Annotated in this window: 17 protein-coding genes; 5 read left to right on the top strand and 12 right to left on the bottom strand. The window is 69.9% G+C overall.

From position 1 onward, the window contains the following. The first annotated feature begins 27 nt into the window (after positions 1–27). Positions 28–2,103, top strand: coding sequence for an alpha-1,4-glucan--maltose-1-phosphate maltosyltransferase (locus ASE68_RS08420; protein ID WP_082462125.1), 2,076 nt, complete (start codon positions 28–30; stop codon positions 2,101–2,103). Next, positions 2,096–4,300 carry a 1,4-alpha-glucan branching protein GlgB gene (gene glgB / locus ASE68_RS08415; RefSeq protein WP_055857353.1) on the top strand — a complete coding sequence of 735 codons (2,205 nt, stop codon included), beginning with the start codon at positions 2,096–2,098 and terminating at the stop codon, positions 4,298–4,300. Before ASE68_RS08420 ends, glgB begins: the two co-directional genes overlap by 8 nt. An 86-nt stretch (positions 4,301–4,386) precedes the next feature. On the opposite strand, the gene ASE68_RS08410 is transcribed toward glgB, so the two are convergent. Beyond that, a complete protein-coding gene (locus tag ASE68_RS08410) occupies positions 4,387–5,337 on the bottom strand; it encodes a tetratricopeptide repeat protein (RefSeq protein WP_055857348.1) in 951 nt (316 codons plus the stop codon). Continuing rightward, a complete protein-coding gene (locus ASE68_RS08405) occupies positions 5,334–7,340 on the bottom strand; it encodes a hypothetical protein (RefSeq protein WP_055857346.1) in 2,007 nt (668 codons plus the stop codon). The genes ASE68_RS08410 and ASE68_RS08405 overlap by 4 nt, the downstream gene beginning before the upstream one ends. Before the next feature lie 202 nt (positions 7,341–7,542). On the opposite strand from ASE68_RS08405, the gene ASE68_RS08400 reads away from it, so the two are divergent. Together ASE68_RS08400 and ASE68_RS08395 are read left to right on the top strand one after the other, a co-directional pair. Next, on the top strand, positions 7,543–9,159 hold the full coding sequence (locus ASE68_RS08400; RefSeq protein ID WP_055857337.1) for a hypothetical protein: 1,617 nt from the start codon (positions 7,543–7,545) through the stop codon (positions 9,157–9,159). A gap of 33 nt (positions 9,160–9,192) precedes the next feature. Then, positions 9,193–10,257, top strand: coding sequence for an AI-2E family transporter (locus tag ASE68_RS08395; protein ID WP_055857333.1), 1,065 nt, complete (start codon positions 9,193–9,195; stop codon positions 10,255–10,257). A gap of 9 nt (positions 10,258–10,266) precedes the next feature. On the opposite strand, the gene ASE68_RS08390 is transcribed toward ASE68_RS08395, so the two are convergent. The 9 genes from ASE68_RS08390 to rpsB form a co-directional block, all read right to left on the bottom strand. Next, complete coding sequence (locus tag ASE68_RS08390; protein ID WP_055857328.1) at positions 10,267–11,046, bottom strand: alpha/beta hydrolase; 780 nt, start codon at positions 11,044–11,046, stop codon at positions 10,267–10,269. Beyond that, entirely contained in the window at positions 11,043–11,351 is a 309-nt protein-coding gene (locus ASE68_RS08385; protein WP_055857321.1) for a hypothetical protein, read from the bottom strand. The genes ASE68_RS08390 and ASE68_RS08385 overlap by 4 nt, the downstream gene beginning before the upstream one ends. Before the next feature lie 91 nt (positions 11,352–11,442). Further along, positions 11,443–12,099: a lytic transglycosylase domain-containing protein gene (locus ASE68_RS20720; protein ID WP_235480798.1), complete on the bottom strand. Its 657-nt coding sequence runs from the start codon at positions 12,097–12,099 to the stop codon at positions 11,443–11,445. Between the two features lie 62 nt (positions 12,100–12,161). Beyond that, the gene (locus tag ASE68_RS08375; protein ID WP_055857313.1) at positions 12,162–12,716 is read right to left on the bottom strand and encodes a DivIVA domain-containing protein; all 555 of its coding nucleotides are present in this window, start codon (positions 12,714–12,716) and stop codon (positions 12,162–12,164) included. A 20-nt stretch (positions 12,717–12,736) separates the two neighbouring features. Then, positions 12,737–13,642, bottom strand: a complete 906-nt coding sequence (locus ASE68_RS08370; protein WP_235480797.1) for a phosphatidate cytidylyltransferase — start codon at positions 13,640–13,642, stop codon at positions 12,737–12,739. An 87-nt stretch (positions 13,643–13,729) separates the two neighbouring features. Next, a complete protein-coding gene (gene frr / locus ASE68_RS08365; protein WP_055857310.1) occupies positions 13,730–14,284 on the bottom strand; it encodes a ribosome recycling factor in 555 nt (184 codons plus the stop codon). Between the two features lie 31 nt (positions 14,285–14,315). Next, positions 14,316–15,047, bottom strand: a complete 732-nt coding sequence (pyrH, locus tag ASE68_RS08360; RefSeq protein ID WP_055857308.1) for a UMP kinase — start codon at positions 15,045–15,047, stop codon at positions 14,316–14,318. A gap of 166 nt (positions 15,048–15,213) precedes the next feature. After that, complete coding sequence (gene tsf, locus ASE68_RS08355) at positions 15,214–16,038, bottom strand: translation elongation factor Ts (RefSeq protein ID WP_055857306.1); 825 nt, start codon at positions 16,036–16,038, stop codon at positions 15,214–15,216. A gap of 39 nt (positions 16,039–16,077) precedes the next feature. Beyond that, positions 16,078–17,001 (bottom strand): 30S ribosomal protein S2, encoded by a 924-nt coding sequence (gene rpsB / locus ASE68_RS08350; protein ID WP_055857303.1) that lies wholly within the window; start codon positions 16,999–17,001, stop codon positions 16,078–16,080. Between the two features lie 271 nt (positions 17,002–17,272). Here rpsB and ASE68_RS08345 point away from each other — a divergent pair, with 271 nt between their 5' ends. Continuing rightward, positions 17,273–17,932, top strand: coding sequence for a M23 family metallopeptidase (locus ASE68_RS08345; protein WP_235480796.1), 660 nt, complete (start codon positions 17,273–17,275; stop codon positions 17,930–17,932). Between the two features lie 22 nt (positions 17,933–17,954). Here ASE68_RS08345 and ASE68_RS08340 read toward each other — a convergent pair whose 3' ends face one another. Then, positions 17,955–18,941 carry a tyrosine-type recombinase/integrase gene (locus ASE68_RS08340; protein ID WP_055860998.1) on the bottom strand — a complete coding sequence of 329 codons (987 nt, stop codon included), beginning with the start codon at positions 18,939–18,941 and terminating at the stop codon, positions 17,955–17,957. Between the last annotated feature and the right edge of the window lie 46 nt (positions 18,942–18,987).

Here is an 18,987-nt window from a genome sequence, read left to right as displayed (position 1 = left end):
CACCAACCTACGTGCCGTGCATGTCGAATGTGTGAACGTCGGGGCGCTCGGGCGGGGCATTTCCGCGCTACGGTCGTTCACGTGAGCACCCGTACCGTTCGCGCCGGTCGTATCCCCGTCACCCGGCTCTCCCCCGCCGTGCCCGATCCTCGCTGGCATCCGAAGGCGTTCGAGGGCGAGGTGGTGCCGTTCCGCGCGAACGTGTTCCGCGAGGGGCACGACCAGGTCGGCGCGATGCTCGTGATCACCGCCCCGTCCGGCGTCGAACGGCGCGAGCGCATGACGCTCACCGCGCCCGGAACCGACCGGTGGGAGGCGAAGGTCCGTCTCGACGAGGTCGGCGAGTGGCACTGGCGCGTCACCGGCTTCGACGACGAGATCGCCACGTGGCGTCACGACGCCGCGCTGAAGATCGACGCGGGAGTGGATGTCGAGCTGATGTTCGAGATCGGCGCACGCCTGCTCGACCGGGCCGTCGCCGAGAAGGCGCGGCCGGCCACGGTGCGCAAGCGGCTGACGGCGATCTCGTCGCACCTGCGCGACACCGCGGCATCCGTCGCCGTCCGGCGTGCGCTCGTCGACGACCCGGCGCTCGCCGAGTTCGAGACGCGGCCGCTCGCGCTGCTCGCGACCGACTCCGACGAGCACACGATTCTCGTCGAGCGCCGGCGCGCGGGCGTCGGCTCCTGGTACGAGTTCTTCCCCCGCTCGGAGGGCGCGCGGCGGCAGCGGAACGGTGTCTGGAAGTCGGGCACGTTCCGCACGGCGGCCAAGCGGCTCGACGGCGTCGCGGCCATGGGCTTCGACGTGCTCTACCTGCCGCCGATCCACCCGATCGGCGTGACGAACCGCAAGGGGCCGAACAACACGCTCGACCCGGCGCCGGGCGATCCCGGGTCGCCGTGGGCGATCGGCGGCCCCCTCGCCGACGGCACGGCCGGCGGTCACGACGCAGTGCATCCCGACCTCGGCACGCTCGCCGACTTCCGCGCCTTCGTGCGCCGGGCGAACGCGCTCGGCATCGAGGTCGCCCTCGACCTCGCACTGCAGGCCTCCCCCGACCACCCGTGGGTCGCCGAGCATCCCGAGTGGTTCACCGTGCTGCCCGACGGCAGCATCCGCTTCGCCGAGAACCCGCCGAAGAAGTACCAGGACATCTACCCCGTCAACTTCGACCTCGACCCCGAGGGCATCCTCGTCGAGGTCGAGCGCGTCATCCGGCACTGGATGAAGCAGGGCGTGCGCATCTTCAGGGTCGACAACCCCCACACGAAGCCGCTCGCGTTCTGGGAGCGGATCATCGGCGACATCAACGCGACCGACCCCGACGTGGTGTTCCTCGCCGAGGCCTTCACCAGGCCCTCGATGATGCAGGCGCTCGCAATGGTCGGGTTCCAGCAGTCGTACTCGTACTTCACCTGGCGCAACACGAAGGAGGAGCTCGAGGAGTTCCTCACGAGCGTCTCGCAGGAGACGGCCGACTTCATGCGCCCGAACCTGTTCGTGAACACGCCGGACATCCTCACCGAGTACCTGCAGTTCGGCGGCCCGGCGGCCTTCACCGTGCGGGCGACGATCGCCGCGACCGCCGCGCCGAACTGGGGCGTCTACTCGGGCTTCGAGCTCTTCGAATCCGTCGCGCGCCCCGGTGCCGAAGAGGCCATCGACAACGAGAAGTTCGAGTACAAGCCGCGCGACTTCGCCGCCGCAGAGGCCGAGGGCCGTTCGCTCGGCCTCTACCTCGGCATCCTGAACGGCATCCGTTCCGCCCACCCCGCGCTCGGGCAGCTGCGCAACATCAGGTTCCACGCCAGCGACGACGACGCCGTGCTCGTGTACTCGAAGCACCTCGAGGGCCGCTTCACGCCCGACGGCCTCGACGACACGATCATCGTCATCGCGAACGTGGATCCCCACTCCGTGAGGGAGACCACCGTGCACCTCGACCTCGAGACCATCGGGCTCGCACCCGGCGCGCGCTTCACCGTCGAAGACCTCGTGACAGGGCACCGATGGGACTGGGGCGACTCGAACTACGTGCGGCTCGACGCGTTCACGCGTCCCGCCCACATCCTGCACGTCGTGCGGGTGCCGAATGTCTGAGCGCGCGCCGCAGACGGGTCCGGCCGTCGCCGACGACGTGCTGCTCGCGGTCGCCGAGGGCCGCCACGCCGATCCGCATTCGGTGCTCGGCCAGCATCCGCTGCATCCCGAGCGAGCGGATGTCGCGGCGCAGACGGTGATCCGAACCCGCCGTCCCCTCGCCGACACGGTCGAGGCCGTGTTCGACGGCGCCCCCGCCCTGCCCCTGCAGCACGTCGGGCACGGCATCTGGGCCGGCGTCGCCGACGACGCGCCACGCGACTACCGCATCCGCGCCGTCTACGGTGAAGACGACTGGACGAGCGACGAGCCGTACCGGTTCGCGCCGAGCATCGGCGAGCTCGACCTGCACCTGATCGGCGAGGGCCGGCATGAGGAGCTCTGGAGGGTGCTCGGGGCGCACCACCGCGCGCACTGGGGCATCACCGGCTCCCTCGACGGCACCTCGTTCACGGTGTGGGCTCCGCGCGCCAGAGCCGTGAGGGTCGTCGGCGGGTTCAACCGCTGGGACGGCACGTCGCATGCCATGCGCAGCATGGGCGCCTCCGGCGTCTGGGAGCTGTTCGTGCCGGGCATCGATCCCGGCACCGTCTACAAGTTCGAGATCCTCACGGCCTCCGGCGAGTGGATCATGAAGGCCGACCCGATGGCCAGGCAGGCCGAGGTCGCGCCCGCCACCGGGTCGATCGTGTCGACCACCACCCACGAGTGGGGCGACGGCGAGTGGATCTCGCGCCGGGCGCACGCCAACGTGCACGAACTGCCCATGAGCATCTACGAGATGCACCTCGGCTCGTGGCGTCCCGGACGCGGCTACCGAGACGTCGCCGACGAGCTCATCGAGTACCTCGGCTGGCTGGGTTACACGCACGTCGAGTTCATGCCGCTGGCGGAGCATCCGTTCGGCGGATCGTGGGGCTACCAGGTCACCGGCTATTACGCGGTGACCAGCCGGTTCGGCTCCCCCGACGACCTCAAGTACCTCATCGACCGCCTGCACCGGGCCGGCTACGGCGTGATCATGGACTGGGTGCCCGGCCACTTCCCGAAGGACGCGTTCGCGCTCGCACGCTTCGACGGCGAGGCGCTCTACGAGCACCCCGATCCCCGCCGCGGCGAGCAGAAGGAGTGGGGCACGTACGTCTTCGACTACGGCAACCCGCGCGTGCGCAACTTCCTCGTCGCGAACGCGCTGTTCTGGCTCGAGGAGATGCACGTCGACGGCCTGCGCGTCGACGCCGTCGCCTCGATGATCTACCTCGACTACTCCCGCGCCGACGGCGAGTGGCTGCCGAACATCCACGGCGGGCGCGAGCACCTCGAGGCCATCGGATTCCTCCAGGAGGCCAGCGCCACCGCCTACAAGCGCAACCCGGGCGTCGTCATGATCGCCGAGGAGTCCACGTCGTTCCCCGGGGTCACCGCCGCGACCTCGAGCGGCGGCCTCGGCTTCGGCTACAAGTGGAACATGGGCTGGATGCACGACACCCTGCAGTACATCTCGAAGGACCCGATGTACCGCTCGCACCACCACCACGACCTCACGTTCTCGTTCCTGTATGCGTTCAGCGAGCATTTCGTGCTGCCGATCAGCCACGACGAGGTCGTGCACGGCAAGGGCTCGCTGATCCGCAAGATGCCGGGCGACCACTGGCAGCAGCTCGCCAACGTGCGCGCCTACCTCTCGTTCATGTGGGCGCACCCCGGCAAGCAGCTCCTCTTCATGGGCCAGGAGTTCGGCCAGCTCTCCGAGTGGAGCGAGGAACGCGGCCTCGACTGGTGGATCCTTGAACAGCCGAGCCACAAGCAGCTCGCCGAGTTCGTCGGCGCCCTGAACCGCGTCTACCGAGAGCACTCCGCGCTCTGGCAGCTCGACGACGACTCGGCCGGATTCGAATGGGTCGAGGGCGGGGCCGCACAGCTCAACGTCGTCGCATTCCTCCGCTACGACCGCGATCGCCGCCCGCTGCTCTGCGTCGTCAACTTCGCCGGCGTGCCGCACGAACGGGTCCGCCTCGGCCTGCCCGTCGCGGGGCGCTGGCGCGAGGTGCTGAACTCGGATGCCGCGCAGTGGGGTGGATCCGGCGTCGGCAACCTCGGCGCGATCGACGCGACCGAGACGCCATGGGCCGGGCGACCCGCCTCGGCCGAGTTCACGCTGCCGCCGCTCGGCGCGGTCTGGTTCACGCTGGAGTGAACGGCGTCACCCCGACGTGACGACGAAGGCCTCGCCGATGCGGCGAGGCCTTCGTCGATCACCGCGTACGGCTGACGTCGGACCGCTCAGAACAGCAGGTTCGTGAGTCGACGGCGAGCGACCGCGACCCGGGGGTCCTCGGTTCCGACGACCTCGAACAGCTCGACGAGGCGCTCCCGCACGAGCTTCTTCTGGTCGGCGTCGAGCTTCACGAACATCGTGAGCAGCCGGTCGAACGCGTCGTCGACGTGTCCGCCCGACAGGTCGAGGTCGGCGACGTCGAGCTGGGCAGACAGGTCGTCGGGGTCGGCTGCGGCCGCGTTGCGGATCGCGTCGAGCGTCTTGCCGCTGAGGCGGCCGAGCAGGTTCGCCTGTGCGAGGCCCGCGACGGCCATCTGGTCGCGGGGGTCCTGCGCGATCGCCTTGCGGTAGGTCGCGGCGGCCGTGTCGAAGTCGCCGCGCTCGATCGCGTCGTACGCCTCTTGATGAAGCGGCGGCAGCGGAGGCTCGGCGGGCGCCTGCGCCTCGGCATCGGGCTCGCCCGCGTCATCCGTCGCCTCGACCGAGCCGGTCACGCCGTGCTGCGACGCGAGCTCGAGGAGCTGGTCGAAGACCTGGTCGATGACCTCGTCGGGCTGGACGCCCGCGAACAGCGGGACGGGCTGCCCTGCGACCACGGCGACGACCGTCGGCACCGACTGCACCTGGAACGCCTGCACGAGCTGCGGGCTGCGGTCGGCGTCGGCCGTCGCGAGCACCAGACGACCCGAACGGGCGCGAACGAGCCGGTCGAGCGTCGCGACGAGCTCGACCGAGGGCTCGCTCCACGAACCCCACACGGCCACGACGACCGGAACCGTGCGCGAGAGCTCGAGCGCGGCCGGGAATCCCTGGTCGTCGGTCGCGAAGACGACCTGACCTGGCGCGGGCGCAGCCGGTGCGGCGCCGGCCGGTGCACCCGCCTGGGGCGGACGCTGCACGAGCGACGAGAGGTCGACGGCGCCGCGGAGCGCGGCGTGGGGGGTGGGATCGGTCACGGTACCTCCGATGCGCCGACGAGTCCCTCGGACCACCCGAGGAGTCGGATCTGTTCGTCTGAGCCGACGGCGGGCACGTAGAACACCATCTGGATGCCGATGATGCGCTGCACGCCCTTCGCGCTCTTGCCGGTGAAGCCCGAGAGGGCTGCGCCGGGCGCACCCTCCTGGAAGCCGATCGTGCCGCCGTCGTTGGGCGTCACCTTCTCGGTCTGCTCGATGGTCGCCGTCACGAGCGCGCCCGAGTCGTTCGTCGCGAGGGCGATCGTCGGCCCGTCGCCGACGGCGTTCGTGAACGCGATGTCGGCCGTGGGCGATGTCGCCTTCAGGTCGTCGCGGATGACCTGCTGCCCGGCGACGCCGAGCTGCTCGCGCAGGAGGTCGCCCTCGGGGTCGAAGAACTCGGCGTACGCGGAGTCGTCGCCCTTCAGCAGCAGGTCGGCATAGGCCGCGCCGACCTCGTCGGGCTGCATGACGAGGCCCTTGAACTCGGGCGAGATCAGCGGCGCTCCGATGCTCGCCGGAGCCACCTCGGGCACGTCGGCGTCAGGGGCGAGGGCCATCGCGTAGACGACCTTGTAGTTCTCGCGGGGCGAGGCCTGCTGCAGGTACAGCGCGGTCGGCGCGACGGTCGGGTCGTCGGAGGCCTTCTCGATGACGAGCACCGTTCGACCGGTCGCCGGCCAGCCCGCGACCTGCTGCGGCAGGATCAGCGTCGGCGTCGTCGCGGGAACCGGAACCGGGCCGGGCTGGTCGGGCAGCGACGTGCGGATCGCGTAGTTCGCGCGGCGGGCCTCGAGGGCCGGGCCGGTGAACCGGTCGGCCGCGAGGTCGCCGTCGAGCGCCTCGTCGGCGGCTGCCGTGCTCTCGGCCACGCGCGCCATGATGCGTTCCATCTGCGGCACGGTGACGGCGGGAACGAGCGGCTCAGCGGCCGGCTCGTCGGCTTCGGGGTCGTCGGTCGCCGCGGGCTCGACCGGTGGGGCCGTCGTCGCTGGCGCGGTCGTCGCCGGCGGCTGGTCGAAGCTCGGCCAGTAGTCGGGCGAGCACGCCGTGAGGGCGAGGGCTGGCAGGAGCAGCACGGGCACGAGTGCGACCCGCTTCGATCGCCCGATCGCACGGCGTCCGCCGCCCATCGGGCCGCGACGGAGCTCCGCCGGCTTGGGGCCGCTGCCCATGCGACCCTTCGGCAGGTTGCGGCGCGGGCCGCGCGAACGTCGGTGGTGCATGAATCCGGAGATCACGAGCGCGATGCCGATGAGGAACAGCACGCCGCCGCCGAGCAGCAGCGGACCGGCCCACGGAGTCGAATTGTCGAGCGGCCACGTGATGGTGAGGCGCGACGGCGCCGGGTTCGTGCCGTCGGAGGCGATCAGCACCGCGATGTCGTCGGGCACGTCGATGGTCGTCGTGACGCTGCGCTCGCCCGAGAGTTCGTCGAGCCACAGGTCGGAGCCGACCGGCGAGTTCGCCGGCACCACCTTCAACAGTTCGTCGCCGTCGGCCGCGTCGGCGTCGGCGGCATCGTCCTCGGTGGCATCGCCGTCGGCCGGCGTCGGCTCGGGCGTCGGGGCCGGGGTCTCGGTCGGCGACGGGCGGGTCGACGCGTCGGTCTCGCCCTCGTCTCCGTCGGTTGCGCCGTCGCCCTCGGTGGCGGCATCGCCGTCATCGCCCGCGGCGTCACGCGAGTCGATCGCGGACAGCTCGCCGGCGTCGGCGTCGTGGGTGACGGCGACGTACGGGGCGTCCCCGATCCAGGACTCGACGTCGCTCAACCGCCCGTAGGCGAGGAACACCGTGTCTGGGCCGGCGACGGTCAGGGTCTGCTTGCCCGGATGCGCGGCGAGCGCCCCCGGCTCGACGACGACGTAGGCGGCATCCGACTCGGTGGTCGACGTCAGCGAGACGCGGTCGGGTTCGAGGAACACCGTGCGCTGCGCGATGCCGAATCCGATCATCACGGCTGCGGCGGCGAACGCCAGGATGGCGAAGACGAATCGCACGTTACCTCCGGTACCGCTCTGGGCGGCATTGAACAAAGACAACCAAGCCTACCGACATCAGCCTGAGAGTCGGCTCCGCCGCGACGCGACCCGTCACGCGGGGATGCACTCCACCACCCGTACCGACACGCCCTCGCGCACCCGTAGAATCATGTGATCCCGCACGAGCCCCCACGACGCGGGACAGAGCCCGGAGGAAGAATTGGCCGTCGAAGAGACCGAGTTCACGCAGGTATTCCGTGGATACGACAAAGACGAAGTCGACAAGAACATCAACGGACTTCGTCGTGACGTCATCACCGCGAACAACCAGCTGGCAGAGCAGTCGAAAGAGAACAAGCGCCTGCTCGCGCGCATCGAAGAGCTGAGCGCAGAGCTCGAAGAGGTCGGCAGCCCGACCTTCTCGGGGCTCGGCACCAAGCTCGAGAACACCCTGCGCGTCGCCGAGGAGCAGTCCACGCGGCTCATCGCCCAGGCCGACATCGACGCCGAGAAGCTCCGTCGCGCGGCCGAAGACGAGGTGCACCTGCTTCGCTCCGACGCGAACGAGCTCGCCGAGCGCACGCTCACCGAGGCCCGCTCGCAGGCGGCCCGCATGCTCGAGAACGCCCGTGCCGAGGCCGACGACATGGTCTCGCGCGCCCATGAGTCGAGCGAGCAGCTGCGCAACGACGCCGCTCGGGATGCCGCGGCGATCCGCGGCGCGGCCACGACCGAGGCGGCCGACCTCCGTTCGAGCGGCAAGCGCGATGCGGCCGCCGCCATCGCCGGCGCCGAGCGCAAGGCGTCCGAGATCCTCGTCTCCGCAAACAACGAGGCGTCCGAGGCGCGGGCGACCGCTGCCGGACTTACGCAGGAGACCGAGCAGACCCGCGCCGAGGTCGCGATCGAGCTCGACCGCGCACGCGCCGAGCTCGCGAAGGAGACCGAGCAGGCGCGCATCGACCTCGCCTCCGAGACCGAGCAGTCGCGTCTCGACCTCGAACGCGAGAGCGACGAGGGTCGTGCCGCACTCGAGGCGGAGATCTCCGAGCGCCGCGCCGCGCTCGTGCACGAGCTCGAGCAGGCCCGCACCGACCTCGACCGCGAACTCGCGGCGAGCCGCGCCGAGCTCGAGCAGCAGCGCGAGCAGGCGAGCGTCGACCTCACCCGCGAGGCCGAACTCGCACGCGTGAAGCTGCAGAGCGAACTCGACCGCCTGCGGGCCAAGCACGCCGCAGACCTCGAGCAGATGCGTGCCGACCTCGCGCTCGAGCAGGAGCAGGCTCGCGCCGACTTCGACGCCGAGTCCGAGCAGTCCCGCATCGACCTCGACAACCAGCTCACGTCGATGCGCAAGAAGACCACGCACGAGGTCAACCGCATGCGCCGTGAGATCGAGAAGGCGCACCTCGACCTCGAGGCCGAGCTCGCCACCAAGCGCGACGAGGCCGAGCAGGAGCTCCTCGCGAGCCACCAGGAGGCGACCTCGCAGACGCAGAAGTTCCTCGAGGACGCGAACGCCGAGCTCGCCGAGGCGACCGCTCGCACGGCCGAGAGCCGCGCCGAGGCCGACCGCCTCGAGACCGAGGTCCGCGGCGAGATCGCGAAGCTCCGCGACAAGGCCGACGACGAGGCGCGCGAGCGCATCGCCGCCGCGCACACGCAGGCCCGCAAGCTCATCGCCGACGGCGAGGAGCGCACTCGCGCGCTCGTCGCCGACGCTGAAGACCGCCTCTCGCAGATCAAGATCGAGCGCGACGCGGTGGCCGGCTACTTCGAGAGCCTCCGTGGCGTGCTGACGCAGGCCGAGCAGGTCGCTGCGGCGAGCCGCGGCTAGTCCCCCGCTCAATCCGACGGTCGGCGAGGCTCGATGAAGATCCAGAACGCGTTCCGCATCGGCCTCGTCGGCACGCTCGGCGTCGGTGTCGGCATCGTCATCCTCGCGTCGATCGCGAGCCTGTCAACGGTGCTGACGTACGTCGGCGCAGCACTCTTCCTGGCCCTCGGCCTCGAACCGGCCATCGGCTGGCTCGAGCGCCGGGGGCTTCCCCGTTGGGCGTCCATCCTCATCGTGATGACCGGGGTCGGGCTCCTCGTGGCCGCCCTCGTGCTCGCCGTGGTGCCGATCGTCGTCGACCAGGTGGGACAGCTCGTCGAGGAGATCCCGGCGATCGCCGACCGCGTGCAATCGCTGGAGTGGCTCGAGGACCTGACCAGGCAGTTCCCCCAGGTGCCGATCCAGGACATCACCGAGCAGGTCACCGCCGCGATCACCGACTTCTTCACGAACCCAGAAAAGCTCAGTGAACTCGCGGGCGGCGTGCTCCAGGTCGCGATCGCACTCGGGGCCGGCATCTTCGCCCTCGTGATCGTCTTCATCCTGACGCTGTACTTCTCCGCCTCGCTGAGCGCGATGAAGCACACCGCCTACCAGCTGGTCCCAGCATCTCGCCGGTCGCGGTTCGCCGACCTGACCGAGCAGATCACGCAGTCGGTCGGTCGTTACGTGCTCGGCCAGGCGGGCCTCGCAGCCTGCAACGGCGTCGCGAGCTTCATCTTCCTGTCGATCATCCAGGCACCGTTCCCGGCGGTGCTGGCCTTCCTCGCGTTCATCTTCTCGCTGGTGCCGCTCGTCGGCACCCTGTCGGCATCCGTGATCATCGTGCTCGTCTGCCTGATCCCCGGGCTCGGGTCGCCGCTCACCGCGCTCGTCGCGGCGATCTACTACCTGGTGTACATGCAGGTCGAGGCATACGTGCTGAGCCCCCGCATCATGAACCGCGCCGTGAAGGTCCCCGGAGCGCTCGTCGTCATCGCGGCGCTGGCCGGAGGCACGCTCCTCGGCCTGCTCGGCGCGCTCGTCGCGATCCCGGTCGCGGCGTCGTTCCTGCTCATCATCAAGCAGGTCGTCATTCCGCGCCAGAACGAGCTCTGACGAGCCGCATCAGGCCGAATGCGCCGGCTCGGGCGACCCACCCGACGGTGCCGCGGTCGGCGGCCACGTCGTCGGCAAGGGCAGCGCCGCCGGATGGACCGCCGCGACGATCTCGTCGAGCACGCGCCGGGTCTGGGTCTCCCCCACCCACAGGTGGCGCCCTCCCTCGACGTCGATGCGGGCGATCTTCGGAGCGACCGCGAACCGTTCGGCCGCGGCATCCGGTCGGAGGTAGTCGTCGAACTCGGGGATCAGGGCCACGACCGGCACGGAGACGTCGTTCCACCGGCGCAGTTCCTCGACCGAGGTGCGGTGCAGCGGCGGCGACAGCAGCACGGCCCCGGAGATGTCATGCTCGAGGCCGTACTTGAGCGCGAGCTCGGTGCCGAACGACCAGCCAACGAGCCAGGGGTTCGGCAGGCCCCGCTGCGCGACGAACGCCATGGCCGCGGCGACGTCCTCGCGCTCCGAGACGCCTTCGCCGAACGAGCCGTCGCTCGTGCCACGGGGCGAGGTGGTGCCCCGGGTGTTGAACCGGAGCACCGCGAGGTTCGCGAGCGCCGGCAGCCGCGCCGCAGCCTTGCGGATGATGTGCGAGTCCATGAAGCCGCCGGCGGTGGGCAGCGGATGCAACGTCACGAGCGTGGCGACCGGCTCCACGCCGACCGGGGTCGCGAGTTCGCCGACGAGGGTGAGGCCGTCGGCCGTGTGCAGGCGAACCTCCTCGCGTACGGCGGGCAGTTCGACCGCGGCGCGGATCTCGACCGGCGCAGATTCGGGGTTGGTCATCTCGTTCCGATCCTCCAACAGTGCTGATGCCAATGCCGTCGCGCGGCGAGGTCTGCCGCATCGCCGAGCACGCCGTCGGCACGCCAGACGACGAGGTGCGCGACGCCGGGTGCGACCTCGAGCCCGCAGGCCGGGCACACGTAGGTCTTCACCGCCTGCGCCTCGGAGACGGGCTGCACGTTCCACTCGCGGCCGCCGCGCGACTCCGTTCGTCGCCAGCCTGAGCTCAGGCGCTCGACGTCGAGCTCGGGGTGCGGTTCGCGTGCCCGCGCCGCGCGACCATGGGAACGGTTCGAGCGCGGCATGTCACAAGTCTACGGTCGGATGCGGCATCCGCCGGTCCGATGGCCTGCATGCACCACCGTGTGCGGCCGCCGAAGGGCGTGCGCGCGCGGCTCAGTACCAGCCGATGGACTCGGAGTGGGCCCACGCCCCGCAGGGCGTTCCGTAGCGACCCTGCACGTACCCGAGGCCCCATTCGACCTGGGTCGCCGCGTTCGTCTCCCAGTCGGCGCCCGCCGATGCCATCTTCGAGCCGGGCAGTGCCTGCGGGATGCCGTAGGCACCGCTGCCCGCGTTGTACGCGTTGACCCGCCAGCCGGACTCCTTGTTCCAGAGGGCGACGAGGCAGTCGAACTCCGTCGTGGCCCAGCCGCGTGCCGCGACGGCCGTCGCGGCGTACGCCTGCGCGGAACCGGGATCAGGCGTCACCGCGGGCGGCGCCCAACCGCTCTCCTCGCTCGTGGACGCGGGCTCCACGTATGCGGGCTTCGCCTCGACGGCGTAGCCCTCCTTCGAGGCGTCGAGCGTGTAGTCGCCGTCGACCTCGAAAGCCTGGATCGCGGCGCCGCCGAATCGGTCGCCGGACACGCCGTCGGGCGTTGCCGTCGCACCCGCATTCGGGTCGACGAGGTTGATGGCGACGAAGCTCAACGCCGCGCAGAACGCGAAGACGACGGTGACGCCCTGCTTGACCGCGCTGCGCGTGGAGACGGCCGTTCGAGGAGGGGTCGCGGGCGTCTCGCCCTGCTCGATGCCTGTATGCCTGCCCACGATTCGTCGAGTGTATCCGAGGTCCGCGCGCTCGAGCGAACGGCGTCCTCGCGCCTGCCCGCTCAGCGGACGGCCTGCATGACGTCGACGACGGCGTCGAGCACGAGGTCGACCTGCGACTCGCGGTATCCGCCTCGTTGCGTGGAGAACACGACGCTTCGGACATCGTCGATGGAGATCGGCCATCCGTCGCGGAAGTAGCGGGTGAGCTTCTCCGCGAACTTGTCGACGTCACGCACCCGGTAGCCGAGCGCGAGCGGGCTCATGCGGTCGAATCGGTGTCCTTCGGGCCGTGCGAGCCGGTTGGAGACGACCTGCGCCGTCGTGCGCGCCTCGGCGAGCCAGACCTCGTCGCCGTGCAGGCGGGCGGCGACCTGGCGCTCCTCGACGGCGAAGGCGTCTTCGAGTCGCTCCATGGCGGCGTCGACGTCAGCCGTGACGTAGCCGCCCTTCTGCAGGGCGAACGCGGTCAGGCGGATTCGCTCCGAGTTCAACGGCGGGTCGGATGCGAGGGGCACGCCGTCGTAGGCCCGCCGAGCGACCTGCAGGAACTCGTCGACCTGCTCGGCGTGGTAGCCGCGCTGAGGCTTTCGGGTGCGGGGGAAGGTGGAGTCCACCGACCCATTATCACCGAGCTTCACCCGAAGATGCGGAACGCCACGAACGCGACCGCCGCAGACGGCAGGATCGAGTCGAGGCGATCGAGGAATCCGCCGTGGCCCGGAAGCCACGAGCTCATGTCCTTGATGCCGAGGTCGCGCTTGATGAGCGACTCCGCGAGATCGCCGAGCGTCGCCGTCAGGAAGATCGCGACGCCGAAGATGAGCCCGAACCACCACGTGTTGCCGAGCATGAAGAGCGAGAGCAGCACACCGGCGATCACGCTGGCGAGGCCTCCCCCGGCGAAGCCCTCCCAGGTCTTCTTCGGACTGATCACGGGCGCCATCGGGTGCTTGCCGAACATGAGCCCAGATGCGTACGCACCGGTGTCGGCCGAGATCGCGACGATCACGAACGCGAGGGTCCACCACTGCCCGCCATCGGCTGCGGTGAGCACGACCGCGAAGGTCGCGAGGAACGTCACGTACCCCTGCACGAACGCCGTGGCACCGAGGTCGCGCAGCAGCATTCGACCCGAGGTGCGCCGGCCCGCGAAGAACTGCTCGCAGAGCCGCCACGCCGAGACCAGCACGATGCCGACGAGGACCGCGATGACCTGCCCACCCGCGCCGCCGAAGTACGCGAACGGCACGACGGCCACGGCCACGACCACCGTCGGGATGCGTGGAACGTCGAAGCGCCCCTTGCGCAGCGCCTGCGCGAGCTCGTAGCTCGCGAACGCCACGAGGGCGACCGCGAACACCAGGAAGAGTTCCTTGATCACCAGGAGGCTGAGCAGCAATGCACCGCCGAAGCCCAATCCGATGGCGATCGCGAGGATCAGATTGCGGCCCGTGCGGGCGTTGATCTTCTCCTGCGCCTGATCGAACTGCGCCTTCGACGCCTCGAACTGCCGCTCGATATCGACACGTCTCGCATGCACCTGCGACCGGAACTCATCGCGAGCGTTGCGATCCCGCCCAGCGGCGTCCGCATCGTCATGTTCAGGGACGCCCGACATCGTCTTCTCTCAGACCTCGAGGAGTTCGGCTTCCTTGCGCTTGAGCGCGTCGTCGATCGCGTCGATGTTCGACTTCGTGACCTGCTCGAGCTCCTTCTCGCCGCGACCGACCTCGTCGTCACCGACCTCGCCCTTCAGCGCGTCGAGGTCGTCCTTCGCCTTGCGACGGATGTTGCGAACGGAGACCTTGGCGTCTTCGGCCTTGGACTTGACGATCTTGACGTACTCGCGACGGCGCTCCTCGGTGAGCTCGGGAAGCGTCACGCGAATGATGTTGCCGTCGTTGCTCGGGTTCGCGCCGAGGTTCGGGGTGTCGCGGATGGCCTGCTCGATGTCGCGGAGGGCGCTCTTGTCGTAGGGCGTCACGACGAGCGTGCGAGCCTCGGGGTTCGCCAGCGACGCGAGCTGCGCGAGCGGCGTGGGCGTTCCGTAGTAGTTCACCAGGATCTTCTGGAAGAGCTGGGGATTGGCACGGCCGGTGCGGACGGACGCGAAGTCGTCTTTGGCGACCTCGACCGCCTTCTGCATGCGTGCATTGGCATCGGACAGTACATCCGCGATCACGGGGGCTCCTTCGTTCGCTGCTCGGATCAGTCTATCGAGTCGCCGGGGACTCGCTGTTGCTGACGATGGTGCCGAGGTCGGCGCCCAGGATCGCCGCGGTGACGTTGCCGCCCGGCTCCATGCCGAAGACCTGCATGGGCATGCCGTTGTCCATGCACAGGCTGAACGCCGTCGAGTCGACCACCTTGAGGCCGCGCTGGAGCGCCTCCTGGTAGGTGATCCGGTCGATCTTGTGCGCGTCGGGGTTGGTGCGCGGGTCGTCGGAGTAGACACCGTCGACGCCGTTCTTCGCGACGAGCACGACCTCCGCGTCGATCTCGAGCGCACGCTGGGCTGCGACGGTGTCGGTGGAGAAGTACGGGAGTCCGGCACCGGCACCGAAGATGACGACGCGGCCCTTCTCGAGGTGGCGCTCCGCGCGGCGCGGGATGTACGGCTCGGCGACCTGCGTCATCGAGATCGCCGACTGCACGCGGGTCTCGGCGCCGGCCTGCTCGAGGAAGTCCTGGAGCGCCAGCGAGTTCATGACCGTGCCGAGCATGCCCATGTAGTCGGCGCGCCCGCGGTCCATGCCGCGCTGGGAGAGCTCTGCACCGCGGAAGAAGTTCCCGCCGCCGACGACGATCGCGATCTCGACCGTTCGTGCGGCATCGGCGATCTCTCGTGCGAGTGCGCTCACCACGTCGGGGTTCACGCCGAGCGAGCCTCCGCCGAACGCCTCGCCCGAGAGCTTGAGCATGACCCTGCGTCTACGTTCCGTCATCCCCGACCGTTCCTTCCCCTTGGGAGTCAAAGTTAGTGCTTCTCGTGCTGCGGCGCGTGCCGAACACGGGTCGATCCTCGATGGATCCTTCGTCGGCCGGCCGGGATGCCCCGGACACAGCAAAGGAGTCCGGATCGCGAGGCGATCCGGACTCCTTCACAACGACTTACGCCGTGGCCTTGAAGCGGGCGAACGACGACACGGTGATGCCGGCGTCGGCCAGGACCTTCTGGACCTGCTGCTTGTTGTCGCGGGCGTAGTCCTGCTCGAGCAGGGCGACCTGCTTGAAGAACGACGTCAGGCGACCCTCGATGATCTTCGGCAGGGCAGCCTCGGGCTTGCCCTCGTTGCGGCTGATCTCGGTGACGATCTCGCGCTCCTTCTCGACGACGTCGGCCGGAACCTCGTCGCGCGTCAGGTACGTGGGGTCGAACATCGCGATGTGCTGTGCGATCGCACGAGCGGTCTCGGCGTCTTCACCCGAGTAGGACACCACGACGCCGATCTGCGGCGGGAGGTCCTTCGAGGTCTTGTGCAGGTAGACCGCGAACTGGTCGCCCGGCAGCGTGACGGCGCGCGTGAGCGCGACCTTCTCGCCGAGGACGGCGGCCTGCTCGTCGATGACCTCGCCGACGGTCTTGCCGTCGAGCGGCGCCGCGAGGGCGGCGTCGACGTCTGCGGCGCCGGCAGCGGCGACCGCGTCGAGCACGCGCTCCGAGAGGGCGACGAACTTGTCGTTCTTCGCGACGAAGTCGGTCTCGCATGCGAGCTGGATCAGGGTGTAGCCCGAGGGCGACTCCTTGGCCGCGACGAGGCCTTCGCTGGTCGAGCGGTCGGCACGCTTCGCGTTGCCCTTCGCACCCTTGAGGCGGAGGATCTCAGTGGCCTTCTCGAGGTCGCCGTCGGCTTCCTCGAGCGCCTTCTTGGTGTCGACCATGCCCGTGCCGAGCTGCTCGCGCAGGGCCTTGATGTCGGCGATGCTGATTGCCATTTCCGGCATTCTCCTTTGAGTTCGAGTTGAGCGGCGGAATTACTCTGCAGCAGCCTCGGGGGCGGCCTCTTCGACGACCTCTGCGGCCTCGGGAGCGTCAGCCTCTTCGACGACCTCTGCAGCTTCGGCCTTCGCCTCTGCCTCGGTCTCGGCGACCTTCTCGGTCTCGGCCGAAGCCTGCTCCGGGGTCGTCGCGGAACCGGCCTGGAGGAGCTCCTGCTCCCACTCGGCGAGCGGCTCGACGGCGGAGACGTTGCCGGCCTCTTCGGGCTTCTGGTGGCGCTCGATGAGGCCCTCAGCGGCGGCGTCGGCGATGATGCGGGTCAGCAGCGCGACCGAACGGATGGCGTCGTCGTTGCCCGGGATCGGGTACTGGACCTCGTCGGGGTCGCAGTTGGTGTCGAGGATGCCGATGACGGGGATGCCGAGCTTCTTGGCCTCGTCGATCGCCAGGTGCTCCTTCTTGGTGTCGACCACCCAGAGCGCCGAGGGCGTCTTCGACAGGTTGCGGATGCCGCCGAGCGACTTGTGCAGCTTGTCGAGCTCGCGCTTCTTGATGAGGAGTTCCTTCTTGGTGAAGCCACTCGTGGTGCCTTCGAAGTCGAGCTCCTCGAGCTCCTTCATGCGCGCGAGGCGCTTGGAGACCGTCTGGAAGTTGGTGAGGAGGCCACCGAGCCAACGCTGGTTGACGTAGGGCTGGCCGACGCGGGTCGCCTGCTCGGCGATGGACTCCTGTGCCTGCTTCTTCGTGCCGACGAAGAGGATGGTGCCGCCGTGGGCGACCGTCTCGCGGACGAAGTCGTACGCCTTGTCGATGAAGGCGAGCGACTGCTGCAGGTCGATGATGTAGATGCCGGAACGCTCGGTGAAGATGAACCGCTTCATCTTCGGGTTCCAACGGCGGGTCTGGTGCCCGAAGTGCACGCCGCTGTCGAGCAGCTGGCGAATGGTGACGACGGCCATGAGCCGTACTCCTTTGTTCTCAGTTGACGCTTCGACCGGCGGTCGGAGCCCTGGTGCCCGGCACGGCTCCGCCGCCTCCTGCTCGTGAGAGCCGAAGTTGGACTGAGTGGAGTCGTCTGCCGAAATGGCACGCGTAGTCACCCCGACGCGCGGGGTGCTCTCGAAAGTCTAGCACCGGCACCGGTCCTCCCCAACCCGGCGCGGGGGCCGACGCGTGCCGCACCGGCCCGCGCACGCCGCTCGGCCGTTCGGGATCACTGACGATCGGGGCATGACGATGCCCGATCCCGCCGTTCGACGGTCCGGTCGCCGCACTGCCCGCGGTCGGTGGCGCTCGATGGCGCTCCGCCTGACCGCGACGGCCGTGGTCTGCGCCATCACCGCCCCCGCCGGCAGTGGGGCGTTCGCGGATCCCGTACACCGGGGAGTGACGGATGCCGCGGGCCGGCCTCATTCCGCGATCGCGCCCATCGTGGCGCTCGGGCCCGAGCGAGCGACCGACGACGCAGACGGGTTGGTCGTCCGCGATGACTGGGCCTGGCCCACCGAGGCCCCGATCCTCGTCGAGGCGCCGTTCCGGGCCCCGGCGACCCCGTATGCGGCCGGTCATCGCGGAGTCGACCTCCGAGCGTCGTCCGGCGAACCCGTTCGTGCGCCGGCCGAGGGGGTCGTCTCGTTCGCGGGCATGGTCGCCGGACGCCCCGTCGTCTCGATCGACCACGGAGCCGGCCTCGTGAGTTCGATGGAGCCGGTCGACGCGAGCGTCGTCGAGGGAGACGCCGTCACGGCCGGCTCGGCGATCGGTGCGGTGGCATCGGGCGGCCACTGCGAAGATCGCTGCGTGCACCTCGGGGTGCGCCTGCACGGCGAGTACGTCTCGCCCATGCTCTACCTCGGCGGCGTTCCGAGGGCCGTGCTGCTTCCGCAGTGATCGCTGCGGCCCGCGCGGTGGCTCAGGCGCGCGGATGCGCCGTGCGGTAGCTCTGCTTCAGTCGCTCGGCGGAGACGTGCGTGTAGATCTGCGTCGTGCCGAGGCTCGCGTGGCCGAGGAACTCCTGCACCGCTCGGAGGTCAGCGCCCCCGTCGAGCAGGTGCGTCGCCGCCGTGTGCCGCAGTGCGTGCGGCCCGCTCGGACCGGTGCCCGGGATCTCCTCGAGCATGCCGGCGACGAGCCGGTACACGCTGCGCACCCCCATGCGCGCGCCGCGGATGCCGAGCAGCATCGCGGCCCGGTCGGGCTCACGTCGAGGCGTCGTCGCGGACGCGGCGGGAACTCGTTCGCGGCCGACCTGATCGGCTGCCGGAAGCTGCGCGGCGAGCCCCGCGACGATGGCGGGTCGCGCATGCTCGAGATAGCGGTCGATCGCTCGCGCGGCCGGAGCCCCGTACGGCACCACTCGCTCCTTCGAGCCCTTGCCCATGACGCGGACCGTTCGACGCTCGCGATCGACGTCGGGGAGGTCGAGTCCGACGAGCTCCGAGACGCGCAGGGCCGACGCGTAGAGAAGTTCGGCGATCGCGACATCCCGCTCGGCGATCGGATCGCCGTCGGCCGCCCGCCCCTCGAGGCGGGCGATCGCCCCTTCGAGTGCCGTCTGCGAGACGACCCGCGGCAGCGTGCGCAACGCCCGTGGCGCCTTCAACCGTGTTCCGTGGTCGACCTCGACGATGCCCTGCCTCGAGAGCCACGAGGTGAAGCCGCGAGCGGATGCCGCACGCCTGGCGATGCTGGCTCGCGCGAGGTCGCGCTCGGTCGCCACCCACAGCCAGTCGCGGAGGAGCGCGAGGTCGATGCCGACCGGGTCGGTCACGCCGCGCGACTCGGCGAAGGAGAGGAGATCGCCGAGGTCGCCCGCATAGGCGGCGAGCGTGTGCGCCGAGTATCCGCGCTCCGTCTTCACGTGCGCGAGGTAGTCCGCGAGGACGGCGTCGAGCCCCATCACCATGCCAGCCTGCACCGCCCCGCGCGCGGCGGATGCGAAGGCG

The sequence above is a fragment of the Agromyces sp. Leaf222 genome, from assembly GCF_001421565.1.
Taxonomy (GTDB): Bacteria; Actinomycetota; Actinomycetes; order Actinomycetales; family Microbacteriaceae; genus Agromyces.
Note: the sequence above shows the minus strand (reverse complement) of the source record. Positions and strands in the feature narration are given on the sequence as shown.

Bases quoted from the DNA above. Each gene is read 5' to 3' on its own strand.
- ASE68_RS08345 (WP_235480796.1), top strand. From the start codon at position 17,273: ATGACGATGCCCGATCCCGCCGTTCGACGGTCCGGTCGCCGCACTGCC.
- ASE68_RS08385 (WP_055857321.1), bottom strand. From the start codon at position 11,351: ATGCCGCGCTCGAACCGTTCCCATGGTCGCGCGGCGCGGGCACGCGAA.
- ASE68_RS08420 (WP_082462125.1), top strand. From the start codon at position 28: ATGTGTGAACGTCGGGGCGCTCGGGCGGGGCATTTCCGCGCTACGGTC.
- ASE68_RS08390 (WP_055857328.1), bottom strand. From the start codon at position 11,046: ATGACCAACCCCGAATCTGCGCCGGTCGAGATCCGCGCCGCGGTCGAA.
- ASE68_RS08395 (WP_055857333.1), top strand. From the start codon at position 9,193: ATGAAGATCCAGAACGCGTTCCGCATCGGCCTCGTCGGCACGCTCGGC.
- ASE68_RS08340 (WP_055860998.1), bottom strand. From the start codon at position 18,941: ATGGGGCTCGACGCCGTCCTCGCGGACTACCTCGCGCACGTGAAGACG.
- rpsB (WP_055857303.1), bottom strand. From the start codon at position 17,001: ATGGCCGTCGTCACCATTCGCCAGCTGCTCGACAGCGGCGTGCACTTC.
- tsf (WP_055857306.1), bottom strand. From the start codon at position 16,038: ATGGCAATCAGCATCGCCGACATCAAGGCCCTGCGCGAGCAGCTCGGC.
- pyrH (WP_055857308.1), bottom strand. From the start codon at position 15,047: ATGACGGAACGTAGACGCAGGGTCATGCTCAAGCTCTCGGGCGAGGCG.
- glgB (WP_055857353.1), top strand. From the start codon at position 2,096: ATGTCTGAGCGCGCGCCGCAGACGGGTCCGGCCGTCGCCGACGACGTG.